General features: G+C 58.4%; 18 protein-coding genes. 11 read left to right on the top strand and 7 right to left on the bottom strand.

The window, feature by feature from the left end:
- The first annotated feature begins 288 nt into the window (after positions 1-288).
- Genes ACR0AZ_RS18555 through ACR0AZ_RS18525 form a run of 7 tightly spaced genes read left to right on the top strand, consistent with a single transcriptional unit; the run spans position 289 to position 5,687 of the window.
- Positions 289-993 carry a response regulator transcription factor gene (locus ACR0AZ_RS18555; protein WP_480470671.1) on the top strand — a complete coding sequence of 235 codons (705 nt, stop codon included), beginning with the start codon at positions 289-291 and terminating at the stop codon, positions 991-993.
- 32 nt (positions 994-1,025) lie between these two features.
- On the top strand, positions 1,026-2,735 hold the full coding sequence (locus ACR0AZ_RS18550) for an ATP-binding protein (protein WP_480470670.1): 1,710 nt from the start codon (positions 1,026-1,028) through the stop codon (positions 2,733-2,735).
- A gap of 3 nt (positions 2,736-2,738) precedes the next feature.
- Positions 2,739-3,209, top strand: a complete 471-nt coding sequence (locus tag ACR0AZ_RS18545; RefSeq protein ID WP_480470669.1) for an HPr kinase/phosphorylase — start codon at positions 2,739-2,741, stop codon at positions 3,207-3,209.
- The gene (gene rapZ / locus ACR0AZ_RS18540) at positions 3,206-4,087 is read left to right on the top strand and encodes an RNase adapter RapZ (protein WP_480668042.1); all 882 of its coding nucleotides are present in this window, start codon (positions 3,206-3,208) and stop codon (positions 4,085-4,087) included. The genes ACR0AZ_RS18545 and rapZ overlap by 4 nt, the downstream gene beginning before the upstream one ends.
- On the top strand, positions 4,084-4,476 hold the full coding sequence (locus ACR0AZ_RS18535; RefSeq protein WP_480470667.1) for a PTS sugar transporter subunit IIA: 393 nt from the start codon (positions 4,084-4,086) through the stop codon (positions 4,474-4,476). Before rapZ ends, ACR0AZ_RS18535 begins: the two co-directional genes overlap by 4 nt.
- Before the next feature lie 16 nt (positions 4,477-4,492).
- Positions 4,493-4,762, top strand: a complete 270-nt coding sequence (locus ACR0AZ_RS18530) for an HPr family phosphocarrier protein (RefSeq protein ID WP_039541855.1) — start codon at positions 4,493-4,495, stop codon at positions 4,760-4,762.
- A 34-nt stretch (positions 4,763-4,796) separates the two neighbouring features.
- Entirely contained in the window at positions 4,797-5,687 is an 891-nt protein-coding gene (locus ACR0AZ_RS18525; RefSeq protein WP_480470666.1) for a lysophospholipid acyltransferase family protein, read from the top strand.
- A 78-nt stretch (positions 5,688-5,765) separates the two neighbouring features.
- Here the strand turns inward: ACR0AZ_RS18525 and ACR0AZ_RS18520 are convergent, their stop codons facing one another.
- Positions 5,766-6,641 carry a 3-hydroxybutyryl-CoA dehydrogenase gene (locus tag ACR0AZ_RS18520; protein WP_480470665.1) on the bottom strand — a complete coding sequence of 292 codons (876 nt, stop codon included), beginning with the start codon at positions 6,639-6,641 and terminating at the stop codon, positions 5,766-5,768.
- A 6-nt stretch (positions 6,642-6,647) separates the two neighbouring features.
- Here ACR0AZ_RS18520 and ACR0AZ_RS18515 point away from each other — a divergent pair, with 6 nt between their 5' ends.
- Positions 6,648-7,622 carry a DUF6473 family protein gene (locus ACR0AZ_RS18515; RefSeq protein WP_480470664.1) on the top strand — a complete coding sequence of 325 codons (975 nt, stop codon included), beginning with the start codon at positions 6,648-6,650 and terminating at the stop codon, positions 7,620-7,622.
- A gap of 62 nt (positions 7,623-7,684) precedes the next feature.
- Here ACR0AZ_RS18515 and ACR0AZ_RS18510 read toward each other — a convergent pair whose 3' ends face one another.
- From ACR0AZ_RS18510 to ACR0AZ_RS18485, 6 genes are all read right to left on the bottom strand, one after another.
- Complete coding sequence (locus ACR0AZ_RS18510; RefSeq protein ID WP_480668041.1) at positions 7,685-8,614, bottom strand: electron transfer flavoprotein subunit alpha/FixB family protein; 930 nt, start codon at positions 8,612-8,614, stop codon at positions 7,685-7,687.
- Entirely contained in the window at positions 8,614-9,372 is a 759-nt protein-coding gene (locus tag ACR0AZ_RS18505) for an electron transfer flavoprotein subunit beta/FixA family protein (RefSeq protein ID WP_170673809.1), read from the bottom strand. Before ACR0AZ_RS18505 ends, ACR0AZ_RS18510 begins: the two co-directional genes overlap by 1 nt.
- Positions 9,373-9,556: 184 nt before the next feature.
- Positions 9,557-10,129, bottom strand: coding sequence for a cob(I)yrinic acid a,c-diamide adenosyltransferase (locus ACR0AZ_RS18500; RefSeq protein WP_480470662.1), 573 nt, complete (start codon positions 10,127-10,129; stop codon positions 9,557-9,559).
- 3 nt (positions 10,130-10,132) lie between these two features.
- The gene (locus ACR0AZ_RS18495; RefSeq protein WP_480668040.1) at positions 10,133-10,333 is read right to left on the bottom strand and encodes a twin transmembrane helix small protein; all 201 of its coding nucleotides are present in this window, start codon (positions 10,331-10,333) and stop codon (positions 10,133-10,135) included.
- 77 nt (positions 10,334-10,410) lie between these two features.
- Positions 10,411-11,238, bottom strand: coding sequence for an SDR family NAD(P)-dependent oxidoreductase (locus tag ACR0AZ_RS18490; RefSeq protein WP_480668039.1), 828 nt, complete (start codon positions 11,236-11,238; stop codon positions 10,411-10,413).
- A gap of 69 nt (positions 11,239-11,307) precedes the next feature.
- Complete coding sequence (locus ACR0AZ_RS18485; RefSeq protein WP_480668038.1) at positions 11,308-11,913, bottom strand: SH3 domain-containing protein; 606 nt, start codon at positions 11,911-11,913, stop codon at positions 11,308-11,310.
- Positions 11,914-12,113: 200 nt separating this feature from the next.
- Between ACR0AZ_RS18485 and parC the strand changes: the two genes are divergently transcribed.
- The 3 genes from parC to ACR0AZ_RS18470 form a co-directional block, all read left to right on the top strand.
- Complete coding sequence (parC, locus tag ACR0AZ_RS18480) at positions 12,114-14,462, top strand: DNA topoisomerase IV subunit A (protein WP_480470658.1); 2,349 nt, start codon at positions 12,114-12,116, stop codon at positions 14,460-14,462.
- A gap of 98 nt (positions 14,463-14,560) precedes the next feature.
- Positions 14,561-15,154, top strand: coding sequence for a hypothetical protein (locus ACR0AZ_RS18475; RefSeq protein ID WP_480470657.1), 594 nt, complete (start codon positions 14,561-14,563; stop codon positions 15,152-15,154).
- A 112-nt stretch (positions 15,155-15,266) separates the two neighbouring features.
- On the top strand, positions 15,267-15,357 hold a 91-nt coding region (locus tag ACR0AZ_RS18470; protein WP_215675807.1), incomplete at its 3' end, for a GTP-binding protein.

Raw genomic sequence — 15,357 nt, 5'->3', positions numbered from 1 at the left:
GCCGATCTAAGACCGGCGGTCAGGCGGGTCTTATCATGGTCGTTCAAGGCATGAACAGGTGGGTTTGACGCAGTTAGCGCAACCAAGTAAAAGTTTAGCGCAACCAAGTATTTCGTGATGAATATGCGGGCCGTTTTCTGGGAAACGATACGGCTTTTTTGTCGCAACTGTGTGGCAACTATCTCACGATTCGCAGATACAGTTTGATTCGCGGCCTTAAAAAAGACAAAAATACCCTACTAATAAGCGGAATACCGCGTATGTGAGCAGGAATGAGGGGCCAACCCGATGTCAAAGATTGCACTGGTGGATGATGACAGAAACATTCTGACGTCCGTATCCATGACACTCGAAGCTGAAGGCTTCGAAGTCGAAACTTATAATGATGGTCAGGCTGCGCTGGACGCATTCAACAAGAAATTGCCGGATATGGCTGTGCTGGACATCAAGATGCCGCGCATGGATGGCATGGATCTGTTGCAGCGCTTGCGGCAGAAGACCCAGATGCCGGTCATTTTCCTGACTTCAAAGGATGATGAGATTGACGAGGTTCTGGGCCTGCGCATGGGCGCCGACGACTACGTCAAGAAACCGTTTTCGCAGCGCCTGTTGGTTGAACGGATCCGCGCGCTGCTGCGCCGTCAGGAAGCGATCGAAGGCGACGCTGGCAGTGTGGCCACAGGTGATACCAAAGTGATGGAGCGGGGCGATCTGCGGATGGACCCTCTACGCCACGCAGTCAGCTGGAAAGGCAATGACGTCTCGTTGACCGTGACCGAGTTCCTGTTGCTGCAAGCCTTGGCGCAGCGTCCGGGTTTTGTCAAAAGCCGCGATCAGCTGATGGATGTGGCCTATGACGATCAGGTTTATGTAGATGACCGGACGATCGACAGCCACATCAAACGCCTGCGTAAAAAGATGCGGGCCGCAGACTCTGAATTCTCGGCCATCGAAACGCTCTATGGTATCGGATATCGGTACAACGAAGAATAGGCGCGGCCGTTTTTAAGGGGTAAAAGGGTCTCGTGCGCGATACTGAACACGCCAATCAAGTGCGCGACGCGGACGTCGTTCTTGGGGATGATTGGGTCATCCCCCTGGACCCCGAGTCTGCCGAGCTGCGGGCCAAACGCTCGCGCCGCAACCTGTTCAGCCTGCGCCATTCAGCACTGGCGCGCCGGATCATTACATTCAACCTAGTGGCTTTGGTCATTTTGGTTGCCGGGCTTCTCTATCTCGACGACTCGCGCAAGCAGCGTGTGCAGCAAACGGCGCGCAATCTGGTTGGCGATGCACAGCTTGTCAGCAACGTGTTTGAAACCCAGCTGCGTCAGCCCGCCCCCGCAGGCGCAGCTGCGCTGGATGTGCGGGACACGCTGGCCGGCCTCAGCCTACCGGAAGGTGGCGAGGTCTTTGTCTATGACGGCACCGGCACGCTGATCGGATGGACGCGGGGCGCCTCAGCTTCTACCGAATTGCCCAGCCTGTTGCGCCAGAATGCAGACAACGCGACCGGAGGCACACTGATCAGCGATGCGTTGAATGCGGTCTGGAACGGCATCTCAGCGGTTTTCAGCAGTTCTGCTGACGTCGATCTGCCCACTTTGGCACAGCGTGTACAAGAGATGATTCCGCAGGCGCTTGATGGCGGGATGCAGGTTCAGGCTGTTAAGGATGGCGTCGGCCAGACCGTGATCGTCGCGGTCGCCCCGATTCTGCTGGATGATGCGCCTGTGGGTGCGGTTGCCATGGCAGGCCCTGCAGGTGAAATTGATGCTTTGGCCCGCAAGGAGCAAGAGCGCATCCTGCAGATGTTCGTCGTGGCCCTGCTGGTGTCCATTGGTCTCAGCCTCGTTCTTGCTTCGACGATCGCCAACCCGCTTGCCGATCTGGCGGCAGCAGCCGAGATGGGCAAGGATCGCGGCACCGGCGTCAATCCGGGACGGATTCGCATACCCGATCTCAGCGCACGTCCGGATGAGATCGGCCGCCTCAGCCAGGCGCTGCGCGGTATGGTCACCGCGCTATATAATCGCATCGATGCGAACGAGCAGTTCGCCGCAGATGTGGCGCATGAGATCAAGAACCCTCTGGCCAGTTTGCAATCCGCTGTCGGCACCATGCGCATGGTCAAGCGCGATGATCAGCGCGAAAAGCTGCTGGGCGTGATCGAGCATGACGTGCGGCGGCTGGATCGTCTGGTAAGTGACATCTCGAACGCATCACGGCTGGATGCAGAGCTGGTAAAGGAAGAGGAACAGCCCTTCGATCTGCTGAAACTGCTGAACAATATCGGCCAGTATCTTGGGGAAGAGGCGCGCACCAAAGGTATCGACTATATCACGGATCTGCCGTCCGATCCGATCGTGGTCAACGGGCTTGAAGCGCGTTTGGCTCAGGTCTTCGTCAACCTGATCACCAACGCCATTTCCTTCTGCGAGGACCAGGACGCGATCCGCGTTTGGGTGCGCCGCCGTGATAACCGCGTGCTTGTTGTGGTCGAAGACACCGGCCCGGGTATTCCGGATCAGGCCCTTACCAAGATTTTCAAACGTTTCTATTCGCAACGCCCGGAAGAGCATTTCGGCAACAACTCGGGCCTTGGTCTGGCTATCTCGAAGCAGATCGTCGAGGCTCATGGCGGTGTGATCTGGGCCGAGAACATTCGCCCGACCGAGGCGGACGCCACCTCCGAACCGCTGGGCGCGCGGTTTGTGGTCGGGCTGCCCGTCTAGGTCATGGGCGGCGGGCTATTTACCGACATCGCAGAGCAAGAAAGCGCATGCATCCATGCCTCTTGCGTGGCCGTAGGGGATGCGGGCTTGCTGATCGTGGGCGCGTCAGGTGCGGGGAAATCGGCACTGGCCTTGCAGATGATGGCCTTGGGCGCGCAGCTTGTGGCCGATGATCGCACTGAACTGACCATGCAAGGTGCACAGGTCATGGCCACCGCCGTCCCGCATCTAAGCGGACTGATCGAAGCGCGTGGAGTGGGCCTGCTACAGGCCGAAGCTGTCAGGTCTGTCCCGCTGTCATATGTGATTGATCTGGATCGGGCTGAGCCGGCGCGCCTGCCTGAACCGACCAACGTGAGAATACTAAAGCAAACTGTTCCCTTGCTTCGCGCCGCCACCGTGCCCAATTTACCGGCAGCATTACTGCAGCTTCTGAAAATGGGACGCGTGAGCCCCGAATGGCCGAACACATGACCGCTCAACGCCGCACCGTATTGGTAACAGGACCTTCTGGCGCGGGCCGTTCGACCGCTATTCACGTCCTTGAAGACCTCGGTTTCGAGGCGATCGACAATCTGCCGATGGGTCTACTGTCGCGGCTCATGGACGGCTCAGACCCGGGCAGCCCGATGGCGCTGGGTATCGATGCGCGCAACCGCGATTTCTCGACAATCGGTTTCATCGAACTGGCTGCGAAACTGGGGCGAATGGAGCAGGTGGACCTGACCATTCTCTATCTGGATTGCAGTGACGAAGTGTTGTTGAGACGCTTCTCGGAGACCCGTCGTCGCCACCCGGTCGCCAGTGATGCAAGCCCGGAAACCGGCGTGCGCCAGGAAAAGGAATTGCTGGCGCCGATCCGAGAGATTGCTGATACCCTGATCGACACCACCGCCCTGAACGTCCACCAGCTGCGCGAAGAAGTTGAGCGTTGGTTCGCCCCCGAAGGCGGGCGTCATCTGGCGGTTTCAATCGAATCCTTTTCTTACAAGCGTGGCCTGCCGCGCGGTCTGGACATGGTGTTTGATTGCCGGTTTCTGGCCAATCCCTATTGGCAACCGGAATTGCGTTCCGCAGATGGTCGAAACCCGGATGTCGCGACCTATGTTCAGTCGGATATGAACTATAGCGCTTTCTTTGACCGGGTTGTCGACCTGCTGATCGAATTGCTCCCTGCGTTCCGGGCCGAGGGCAAAACGCATTTGTCGGTGGCCTTCGGTTGTACGGGCGGCCAGCATCGGTCGGTCGCGGTTGCGGAAGCTGTTGCAAAGGCCCTTGCAGAAGCGGGCCAGCAGGTGTCAATTAGGCACCGCGAAATGGAGCGTCGTTCTTTGAATGTGAGGCCGGGTTGATCGGGATCGTAATTGTTGCACATGGGGGGTTGGCGCAGGAATATCTGTCCGCCACGCAGCATGTGGTTGGTAAACAGCCCGGATTGATCGCCATTCCGATTGAGGCTGACCATGACCGCGAAGAAAAACAGGCTGAAATCTGTCGTGCCGCCGATACTGTCGATCAGGGCGATGGCGTGGTCGTCGTAACCGATCTGTTTGGTGGCAGCCCGTCGAATCTCAGCCTACGAGCCTGTGCGCCGCAGGATCGGCGAATCCTGTACGGCGCCAACCTGCCCATGCTGATCAAACTGGCCAAAAGCCGCCACCTACCGCTGGCCGAAGCGGTGCGTTTGGCGTTGGAAGCTGGACGAAAATACATCAATGCGCAAAATGTGACGCTGGATTGATACCGGATACATTCATATGACGAACAAGAGTTTGAAAATCATAAATGAAAAGGGCCTGCATGCCCGCGCCTCTGCCAAGCTGGTCGAGGTGGTTGAAGGCTTTGATGCACGTGCCGAGGTGTCTCGCGACGGGCTTTCTGCCTCGGGCGACAGTATCATGGGCCTTTTGATGTTGGCAGCGTCGCGCGGAACCACTATTGACGTCGAGACGTCCGGCCCGGATGCTGAGGCGTTGGCAGAAGCTTTGGAAACTCTGGTGAACGATAAGTTCGGCGAAGGGTTCTGACGGCTACGACACCAAGGACGGAAAGACCAGGCAATTGGCGGAAACCACGCACGATACCAAGACAGGTCCTGTAGTAGATCACGACACTGATCAAGGTGAGATTTACGACCGCAGAACCCTGACCTACGCCAACTCGTTTGACGATGCCTGGACGTCTACGGCCATTCGCGCCATTGAATGGTGCACGGGCAAACTGACCATCCTGCGCATGGTCAACAAGTTCGAAAAGCAAAATGAGCATTATCGCGGCCAGAAATTCTGGGGCGGCGCGCTCAAGACCATGGGTATCGATCTGACGACTCCGGCCGAGCAGATCGCCCGCATCCCGAAAGATGGTCCAGTGGTGGTTGTTGCCAACCATCCGCACGGCATGGTCGACGGTATGATCTTCGCCGAACTCATCGGTCGGGTCCGTAGTGACTATCGCATCCTGACCCGCTCGGTCCTGACCGGCCTGGATGAGGCCGCGACCTCGTTCATGATCCCGGTGCCGTTCCCGCACGATCCCGAGGCTCAGGCCAAAATGCTCGAGATGCGCAGCAAGGCGATGAAACATCTGGCCGACGGCGGCGTTGTGGCGCTGTTCCCGTCGGGCGTGGTGATGTCGTCCGATGATTGGTTCGGCCCGGCAATCGAGCGGGAATGGAACGTCTTCACAGCAAAAATGATCCGCCGCTCGGGCGCCAAGGTGGTCCCGATCTTCTTCCCCGGCAGTAACTCGCGCTGGTATCAAGTCGCCAATCAGATTTCGCCGATCCTGCGCCAAGGTCTGCTGCTGCATGAAATCGTCCGTTCCTGCAACAAACCCCAGTCCCCGGTGATCGGCGACCCGATTTCAGACGAAGACATGGCGCTGCTGGAACGTGACCCGCGTGGCTTCATGGCGTGGCTCCGCGATCACACACTCGCCCTCGGCAAGCGCTGATCCTCTCTTCATCTGGCCAAAAGTATCCCGGGAGTGAATTGAGCCACAGGCTCAAGAGAGGGCTGGCCCTCTCAATCTCTATCGTGTCGGTACCGGAACCTCACCGCGATAATCATAAAACCCGCGCTCGGTTTTGCGCCCCAGCCATCCGGCCTCGACATATTTCGTCAGCAACGGGCAAGGGCGGTACTTGGTGTCCGCCAACCCGTCATGCAGCACGTTCATAATCGCCAGGCAGGTGTCCAGCCCAATGAAATCCGCCAGTTCCAGCGGCCCCATCGGATGGTTGGCCCCCAACTTCATGGACTGATCGATAGACTGCACATTCCCAACGCCTTCATAGAGCGTGTAAACCGCCTCATTAATCATCGGCATCAGGATACGGTTGACGATAAAGGCAGGGAAATCCTCTGCACTGGCCGAGGTTTTGCCCAGCCGGTCTACGACTGCCTTACAGGCCTTGAACGTCTCTTCATCCGTGGCAATGCCCCGGATCAGTTCGACCAACTGCATGACTGGGACAGGATTCATGAAATGGAACCCCATGAATCGCTCCGGCCGGTCTGTGCGGCTGGCCAGACGCGTGATCGAGATGGACGAGGTGTTTGAAGTCAGTATCGTATGCGGCTGCAGATGCGGCAGCAGATCTTCGAAAATGGCTTGTTTGACCGTTTCCCGTTCGGTCGCGGCCTCGATCACCAGATCGGTCTGTCCGATATCGGGCAGGTTCAGTGTTGTCGTAATCCGGCCCATTGCAGCCTGAAGCGCCTCATCGGAGATCTTCCCGCGCGAGGCTTGCCGCGCCAGATTGGCCTCGATCGTCGCCAGTGCGCTGTCCAGAGCGTCCTGGCTGATGTCATTAAGCAGAACATCATACTCCGCCAGGGCCATCACATGAGCGATACCGTTGCCCATTTGACCGGCGCCGATCACTCCGACTGATTTTACATCCATGTTCTGGTGCCTTTGCTCGCAGGTTATGGCGACATTATCGGCAGTTCCGGGTGGGCGGCAAGGGGATCGGACAGGTCAAATTCGCTTCAAATGCGCGCATTAGGGCTTTCTCAACACCTGCGGCGGCAAGATGGTAACCGGGTGAAAATTTGGGTGAGTGAGATGAGCTATCAACCGATCGGCGTGAGGGATCCCGCTGAACTTACGTGCAGTTATACGGCGTCGAAACTGCGGTTCCGAGGCCCCAAACGGGCTTTGGACCGGCCTTATGTCGCTTGTATCGGGGGAAAAGAGACTTTCGGTCGATTCGTGGATCGCCCCTATCCGACGATTCTGCAGCAGCGCCTTGGTCGCCGCTGCATCAATTTCGGCAGCCTTTATTGCGGGGCCGAAACCTTATTGCGGGACAGGAGCCTGATAAGCCTCGCCAACGCGTCAGAGCTGTGTGTGTTGCAAGCGCCCGATTTGACGGGCCACACCAATCGCTTCTATCGCGTGCATCCACGCCGCAATGACCGTTTTGTTGCCCCGACGCCAGAGCTGGTGCGGCTTTATCCCGAAGAAGATTTTACGGATATCCACTTTGTGGGTCATTTGCTCGCGCGACTTCAAGCGCATCCTGATTCGCGCTTCGACATCGTCGCGGATGGATTGCGTCAGAGCTGGCTCAGTCATCTGCAAACGGTCTTGAAGGGGTTCGCTTCACCTGTGGTGCTGTTGGCGCTTGAGGTAGATGAAGGCGACAGTGGTCACAACTGTCATGAACGCCTCAAAATCGAGGCAATGATGCTTGGCGCATTGAGTTCATTCTGCGCGGAAGTGGTGCAAATACATGCTCAGGTTTCGGGGGTTTCCGATGATCTTGAGGATGCGTTGTTCGGCACGCTACAGCAGCCTATGGCCGAGCACATGATCGGCCCGGCGACACACCGGCGAATTGCCGAGGTGTTGTCCTCCTCCATTCAGAATGCCGACCTATAACAAAAAAAGGCCCGCCATTGGCGGGCCTCGTAAGATTTTCGACGAAAAATCTTCTCCTAAACTCAGCCGAGTTTCTCGGTCAGTTCCGGCACTGCCTGGAACAGGTCAGCAACCAGACCGAAATCGGCAACCTGAAAGATCGGCGCTTCTTCGTCTTTGTTGATCGCGACGATGATTTTCGAGTCTTTCATACCCGCAAGGTGCTGGATCGCACCCGAGATGCCGACAGCGACATACAGATCCGGTGCAACAACCTTACCGGTCTGACCCACCTGCCAGTCGTTCGGGGCATAACCCGAGTCGACTGCGGCACGCGATGCGCCTACGGCGGCACCCAGCTTGTCGGCCAGGGTCTCTATCAGTTTGAAGTCCTCTTCCGAACCGACACCACGACCGCCCGAGACAACAACGCCAGCCGAAGTCAGTTCCGGACGGTCGCTTTCGGCAACTTTGTCCTCAACCCACTCGGACAGCCCGGGGTTCTCACCGACCGAGATGGTCTCGACAGCAGCCGAACCACCTTCGCCCGCAGCATCGAAGCTGGCAGTACGGATGGTGACGACTTTCTTTGCGTCGTTCGATTTCACCGTTTGGATCGCGTTGCCCGCGTAGATCGGACGTTCGAAGGTCGAACCGTCAACCACGCCCGAGGCATCCGAGATCACCATCACGTCCAGCAGCGCGGCTACGCGCGGCATAACGTTCTTGGCGTCGGTGGTCGCAGGGGCAACGATGTGCTCGTACCCATCGGCCAGACCTACGATCAGGGCTGCGGTCGATTCCGCCAGGCGATGACCCAGCGAGGCATCTTCGGCAACCAGCACTTTGGACACACCGTCAATCTTCGCAGCAGCTTCACCTGCAGCAGCGGCAGAACCGCCGGCGGCCAGAACGGTGATGTCACCCAGCGATTTGGCGGCAGCAACGGTTTTGGCGGTGGCGTCGAAGCTCAGTTCGCCATTGTTGACTTCGGCAAGCAGAAGTACAGCCATTACACAGCCCCCGCTTCTTTGAGTTTCTCGACCAGCTCGTCGACCGAGCCTACGACAATGCCCGCAGCACGCGCCGGCGGCTCGTCGGTTTTGACGATTTCCAAGCGCGGGGTGACGTCGACGCCATAGTCGGCGGCGGTTTTCTCGTCCAGCGGCTTTTTCTTCGCTTTCATGATGTTGGGCAGCGACGCATAGCGCGGCTCGTTCAGGCGTAGGTCGACGGTCACGATGGTCGGCATTTTGACGCTGATGGTCTGCAGGCCGCCATCCACCTCACGGGTGATCTTGGCGGTGTCGCCTTCGATGTCCAGCTCGGACGCGAAGGTGCCCTGGCTCCAGCCCAGCAGGGCCGACAGCATCTGGCCGGTGGCGTTCATGTCGTTGTCGATCGCCTGCTTGCCCGCCAGAACGATGCCCGGCTGCTCTTCCTCGACCACTTTGGCCAGGATCTTGGCGACGGCCAGAGGCTCGATATCGGTGTGAACATCATCGGCTGCGACAACCAGAATCGCACGGTCAGCACCCATGGCGAGCGCAGTACGCAGGGTTTCCTGCGCCTGCTTTACACCGATCGAAACAGCAACGACCTCGTCGGCCTTGCCCGCTTCTTTCAGGCGGATCGCCTCTTCTACTGCAATCTCGTCGAACGGGTTCATCGACATTTTGACATTGGCGAGATCAACACCGCTGCCGTCCGCTTTGACGCGAACTTTCACGTTGTAGTCGATCACGCGCTTGACAGGCACAAGTACCTTCATTTTTGCGTATGCTCCTTACAAAAACGGCAAGCCGCGCAGCGACTCCACCAATGCTCTCGCGGCCTAGATAGCGGGTCGCGATGTCCGGCAACAGAGCAAAATCGTCACGTCATGGGTTCGAGACGTCGCGTTTTGTCATTTTTTCGACAAGAAACGAAATTTAATTTCCCCGCGACGGGTGCGCTCAGCGGTTCGCGCCCGGAATCCAGAGCACATCGTCACGCCCGCCATCGTTGGCGCAGCGTGCGGCGACAAAGAACCAGTCGCTGAGGCGGTTGAGGTATTTGACCGCAACCTCGTTCACCGGTTCCATATTGGTCAGTTCAACCGCCAGCCGCTCGGCCCGGCGCGAGACCGTGCGGCACACGTGCAAATGCGCGGCCAGACGCGAGCCGCCGGGCAGGATGAAACTGCGCAAGGGCTCAAGCGTTTCGTTCATCGCATCGATCTCGGCCTCAAGCCGATCGATCTGGGCGGCGATGATGCGAAGGGGCGGGTAGTCGGCCTCGGCATCCTTGTCCATGTCGGGGCGGCAGAAATCGGCGCCCAGATCGAACAGATCATTCTGAATGCGGGACAGGGCGGCCTCGACCTCACCCTCGGCTTCGGTGCGTGCCACGCCGACGAAGGAATTCAGCTCGTCCACGGTGCCATAAGCCGCAACGCGCCCGGAATACTTGGCAACCCGTTCCCCGTTTCCGAGTGCGGTTTTGCCGTCATCACCGGTGCGGGTGTAAATCTTGTTGAGTACGACCATCTCTTAGCCTCCTTGTCCGCGCAGGTAGACGTAGAGCATGATCAATACCACGGCAATGAACTGAAACAGGATACGCAGCCGCATCATTTTGTTGCTTTTCATCGCAGCATCTTTGCCGGGTTTTCCAAAATTGGCGATGCCCATAACCAGCACGGCGACCACCGCCGCCATGGCCAGAAGCAGTACGACCATTAACAGGTCCATAAGATCACCGTCCGTGTTTTGTTTCGCTGCGCCTGATCTAGCCTCATCGCCCGCAAAAGCGAACGGGTAATTTCGCCTCAGATGTCCGACAGGATGCGGTCGATGGTGCGCGTCGGCAGGATGCGGCGCAGATAGCCAGCGATATAGGTAGGTGTGGTGACATAGTACCGGGTGCTCGGGCGTTTGGCCTCGACCGCATGGGCCAGCTTGTTGGTCACGGCCGAGGCGGGCAGTTCGAACTTGTCGCGTCCCGAGGATTCGTAAAGCCGTTTGAGCAGCGAATCCTCGTATCGTTTGCGCAAAGCCGAGTTTTCCCAATCGATAAAACGTTCGAAGACCGGAATGGCGTTTTGGCGGATTTTCGAAGTGATCGGGCCGGGTTCGATCAGGATGACCTTGATGTCAGTATCGCGCAATTCTAGCCGAAGCGTATCCGAAAGCCCTTCAATAGCGTATTTGGTGGCGACATAAGCCCCACGCCATGGAAACGCGACGAGTCCCAGAACGGATGAATTCTGAACGATTCTGCCATGACCTTGCGCGCGCATGACCGGAATCACCTGGCGGGTCAGCTCATGCCATCCGAAGACATTGGTTTCGAAAATCTGTCTCAGACCGTCGGTCGGTACATCTTCAACCGCGCCGGGCAAACCATGTGCACCGTTGTTGAACAGCGCATCCAGGGTGCCGCCTGTCTCCTCTAGCACCTGACGCAGGCCCGAGGTGATGGTTTCGGCATTCGTATAATCGATCAAGGGGCTGTCGAAACCCTGCGCACGCAGCCTGTCACAGTCGCGCTGCTGTCGGCATGAGGCAAAGACACGCCAGCCCCGTGCACGCATCCCATGCGCCGCGTCCAGTCCTATTCCGGATGAGCAGCCTGTGATCAGAATCGATTTCTGCATATCGTCCCCGCCTGTGTACCTCGCCCATAGCTACGGCGTGGTTCTGGTCAGGACAATGACACAGTTGCGTCAGTTTGTTGGCTTTCGAACCAGCGATGAGGCGATCCACCCGACCCGTTGTTCGGGCAGCAGGCGCAGGCGTAACCAGCCGGTGCCCGATTCGCCCAGAACCTCGACCCGTTGACCGATTACCCCTTTGGCGATGATCGGATAGATCGTGCCGGGGCCGTCGCGCATGTTCACACGGGTACCCGCGATCTCGCGGATGTCTTTTTCGGGTTCAATGATTTGCGAATCAGGGGTGACGTCGTCCTGCACCTCGGTCGAGGTTTGCTGCAGCCCGGCGAGCCCATCTTCCAGCGAGGCCAGAGTGAAGCTTGCGCCTTGATCGTCAAACGCGGTGGGTTGTTCCAGCAGATCGGCCGTGACTTGCGTCAGAACGACGATAGGATCGCCTTCGGTCTGGGGTTCGGGCTGAACCCGCGCCTGAACCGCGCGGGCGGCGACGTTGGTGACCAGCTCCTCGGCTTGGGCCGTTTGCGATGGTGTGGGTGTTGACGCGATACGAACGGGCTGTTCGGCGCGGGTACCGCGCGGCTCGAATTCCGGTCCACCACTCATCACGTAGAAGCTCCAACCGAGAGCAGCGAAAGTGATAATAATAACGCGCGTCATGGCGCACCCCCTGGCAATCGTAACAACAATAAAAGGCAGCAGTCTTAATGTTTGAGAGGTTACCATAAATCGGGCGTTGAGTCGAAAAATGGGGGAAATCCGATACTTGCCTCCCCCTGTTGCAAAAAGCCCGACTTGCCCCCAGTAAAATATCTGCCGATTGCTTTACCCGCGCGCGCTTGCGTCGTATCACATCATGTATGAACGACACGATCGACGACCCCAATATGGAGGCCCCCGAAGGTGGGGGCGAGATAGCCGAACCGCTGCGCCGCGCGATTGGCGAACGCTATCTGACCTATGCATTGTCCACCATCATGCACCGGGCTCTGCCCGATGCACGGGACGGGTTGAAGCCGGTTCACCGGCGAATCCTCTACGCGATGCGCGAGCTACGACTCAGTGCAACCGGCGGGTTTAGGAAGTCGGCGAAAATTTCCGGCGACGTGATGGGCAACTACCACCCTCATGGCGACGCTGCGATCTATGACGCGATGGCGCGTCTGGCGCAGGACTTCAACGTCCGGTATCCGCTGGTCGACGGGCAAGGGAACTTCGGCAACATCGACGGCGATAACCCGGCGGCCTCGCGTTACACCGAGGCGCGGATGACCATCGTGGCCGAAGCGCTGCTTGAGGGTCTGAACGAGGATGCCGTCGATTTCCGCGACAACTATGATGGCACGCTGACCGAACCGGTCGTGCTGCCCGCGCAGTTCCCTAACCTGCTGGCCAACGGTGCAAGCGGTATCGCGGTGGGCATGGCGACGAATATCCCGCCGCATAATATTTCCGAGCTTTGCGACGCCTGTCTGCATCTGATCAAAACGCCGGATGCGCGCGATGATACGCTATTGAATTACGTTCCCGGTCCGGACTTCCCGACCGGCGGCGTGATCGTTGAGCCGCCCGAGAACATCGCACAAGCCTATCGCACCGGGCGCGGGTCCTTCCGCCTGCGCTGCAAGTTCGAGGTCGAGGACCTGGGCCGTGGCCAATGGCAGATCGTGGTTACCGAGATTCCATACCAGGTTCAGAAATCGAAGCTGATCGAAAAGATCGCGGAACTGATCCAGACCAAGAAAATCCCGATCCTCGCCGATGTCCGCGACGAATCCGCTGATGATATCCGCCTGATCCTTGAGCCGCGCTCCAAGAACGTGGACCCTGAGGTGCTGATGGGCATGCTCTATCGCAACTCGGACCTTGAGGTGCGGTTCAGCCTGAACATGAACGTGCTGATCGATGGCGTGACACCCAAGGTCTGCTCAATGAAGGAAGTGCTGCGCGCTTTCCTCGATCATCGGCAAGAGGTGCTGATCCGCCGCTCACGCCATCGTTTGGGCAAGATCGACCATCGTTTGGAGGTCTTGGAGGGCTTTATCGTCGCCTTCCTCAACCTCGACCGTGTGATCGACATCATCCGCTACGACGACGACCCCAAAGCCGCGCTGATGCGCGAAGATTGGGGCATCGATCACGTCCGCGCCACGGACGAGTCCGACTATGTCTCGCCCAAACCGGGCGAGGGCGAACTGTCCGAGGTTCAGGTCGACGCTATCCTCAACATGCGCCTGCGCAGTCTGCGCCGTCTGGAAGAGATGGAACTGGTGCGCGAGCGCGACGAGCTGATGCTGGAACGCGCCAATCTCGAAGACCTGCTGGCCGATCCCGCGCTGCAATGGGCCAAGATCGCCGAGCAGTTGAAAGAGACCAAGAAGACCTTCGGCAAAGACTACGAAGGCGGCGCGCGTCGCACGCAATTTGCTGAAGCTGGACAGGTCGAGGAAGTGCCGCTTGAGGCGATGATCGACAAGGAGCCAATCACGGTCGTCTGCTCACAGATGGGATGGATTCGCGCCATGACCGGCCATATCGACCTGAAACGTGAGTTGAAGTTCAAGGACGGCGACGGTCCGCGGTTCATCTTCCATGCGGAGACGACCGACCGCCTGCTGGTCTTTGCCTCCAACGGACGCATCTATACGGTCAGCGCCGCCAACCTGCCTGGTGGGCGGGGCATGGGTGAACCGCTGCGCTTGATGGTTGATCTGCCGAACGAGGCACAGATCATCGACATCCTGATCCACAAGCCGGGGCGCAAGCTGCTGGTGGCCTCGGATGCGGGCAACGGCTTCATGGTGCCCGAGGATGACGTGCTGGCCCAAACCCGAAACGGCAAGCAGGTACTGAACGTCAAAGGCGACGAGACGGCAATGATCTGTAAGCCGGTCGAGGGCGACCATGTGGCCGTGGTGTCCCAGAACGGCAAATTCCTGGTCTTCCCGACCGAGGAACTGCCCGAGATGACCCGAGGTAAAGGCGTCCGCTTGCAGAAATACAATATGGCGCGGGGGCGGCAGGGCACGCTGGAACTGGATGGCGGCCTGTCCGATATCACCACTTTCAACTGGGAAGAGGGCCTGAAATGGTCCATGGGCGGCGACAAGACCCGGCACGAGGCCGATATGTCCCAATGGCTGGCCAAGCGTGCAGGCGTCGGTAAAAAACCGCCCTACGGCTTCCCGCGGAATTATAAGTTCTCGTGATCTGCGCGCCCGTTTGGTGAAATTATGCCGATACGGCTTGGCACAACCCGTGTCGGTGCGCTACATCCAAAGAAAACAGGCCTATCGAGACGAGAAACATGCTGCGCATTCTGACACTGATCACCGGGCTGGCCCTGATGGGCGCATGCACCCAGACACAGGTTTACGAAGAACCCGAGTCGCTGGGCGAATTCAAACTTCGCGTAAATTACGCATTTGCCGAGAAGGCCAAGCAGGGGCCGATTTCCCGGGATGCGACGCCCAAGGAATGGGAAGATGCCATCCAAAATGCGGTTGATATCCGGCTTGGCCGCTATGAGGGAACCCAGGAATACGATATCGGTATCAGCCTCGAAGGCTACATGCTGGCACCTCCGGGCGTGCCCGTCATCTACAATCCCAAAAGCACAGCGATCGTTCTGGTCAACGTCTATGACGTCGAGAAGAAAGAGTTCCTTGCCAAAGGTAAGCAGTTCCAGGTGCTTGAAGATACCACTGGTGAAAGTGCCTTGGCCGGGTCGGGAAATGCACGAACCCGAGAAGAGCAGATGAACGGCCTGGCCCTGAAAGTTGCCGACCGGGTTGAGGAATGGCTGGCCGAAGAACACAAGGGCGATGGTTGGTTCGACAAGCGGCCCGGCTTGATCCAGCCACTCGAATCCGAGCAGGTCACGCAAAATCCGGCGTCCTGATCCGCTTTTCCCTCAGGATGTGCTTGATTTTCGTCCCTGAACCAAATATCTCGCGCGCGCAGATGTAACCACGGGACCGAGGGTCCCCAAAACGCAAAAGGGCGCCTGAGGAATGGCAAAGGAAAAGTTTGAGCGTACAAAACCGCACGTCAACATCGGCACGATTGGCCACGTTGACCACGGCAAGACGACGCTGACCGCAG

It is taken from the genome of Ruegeria sp. BE3 (genome assembly GCF_056538865.1).
The sequence above is the reverse complement of the archived record's forward strand: the minus strand, read 5'-3'. Positions and strand labels throughout refer to the sequence as shown.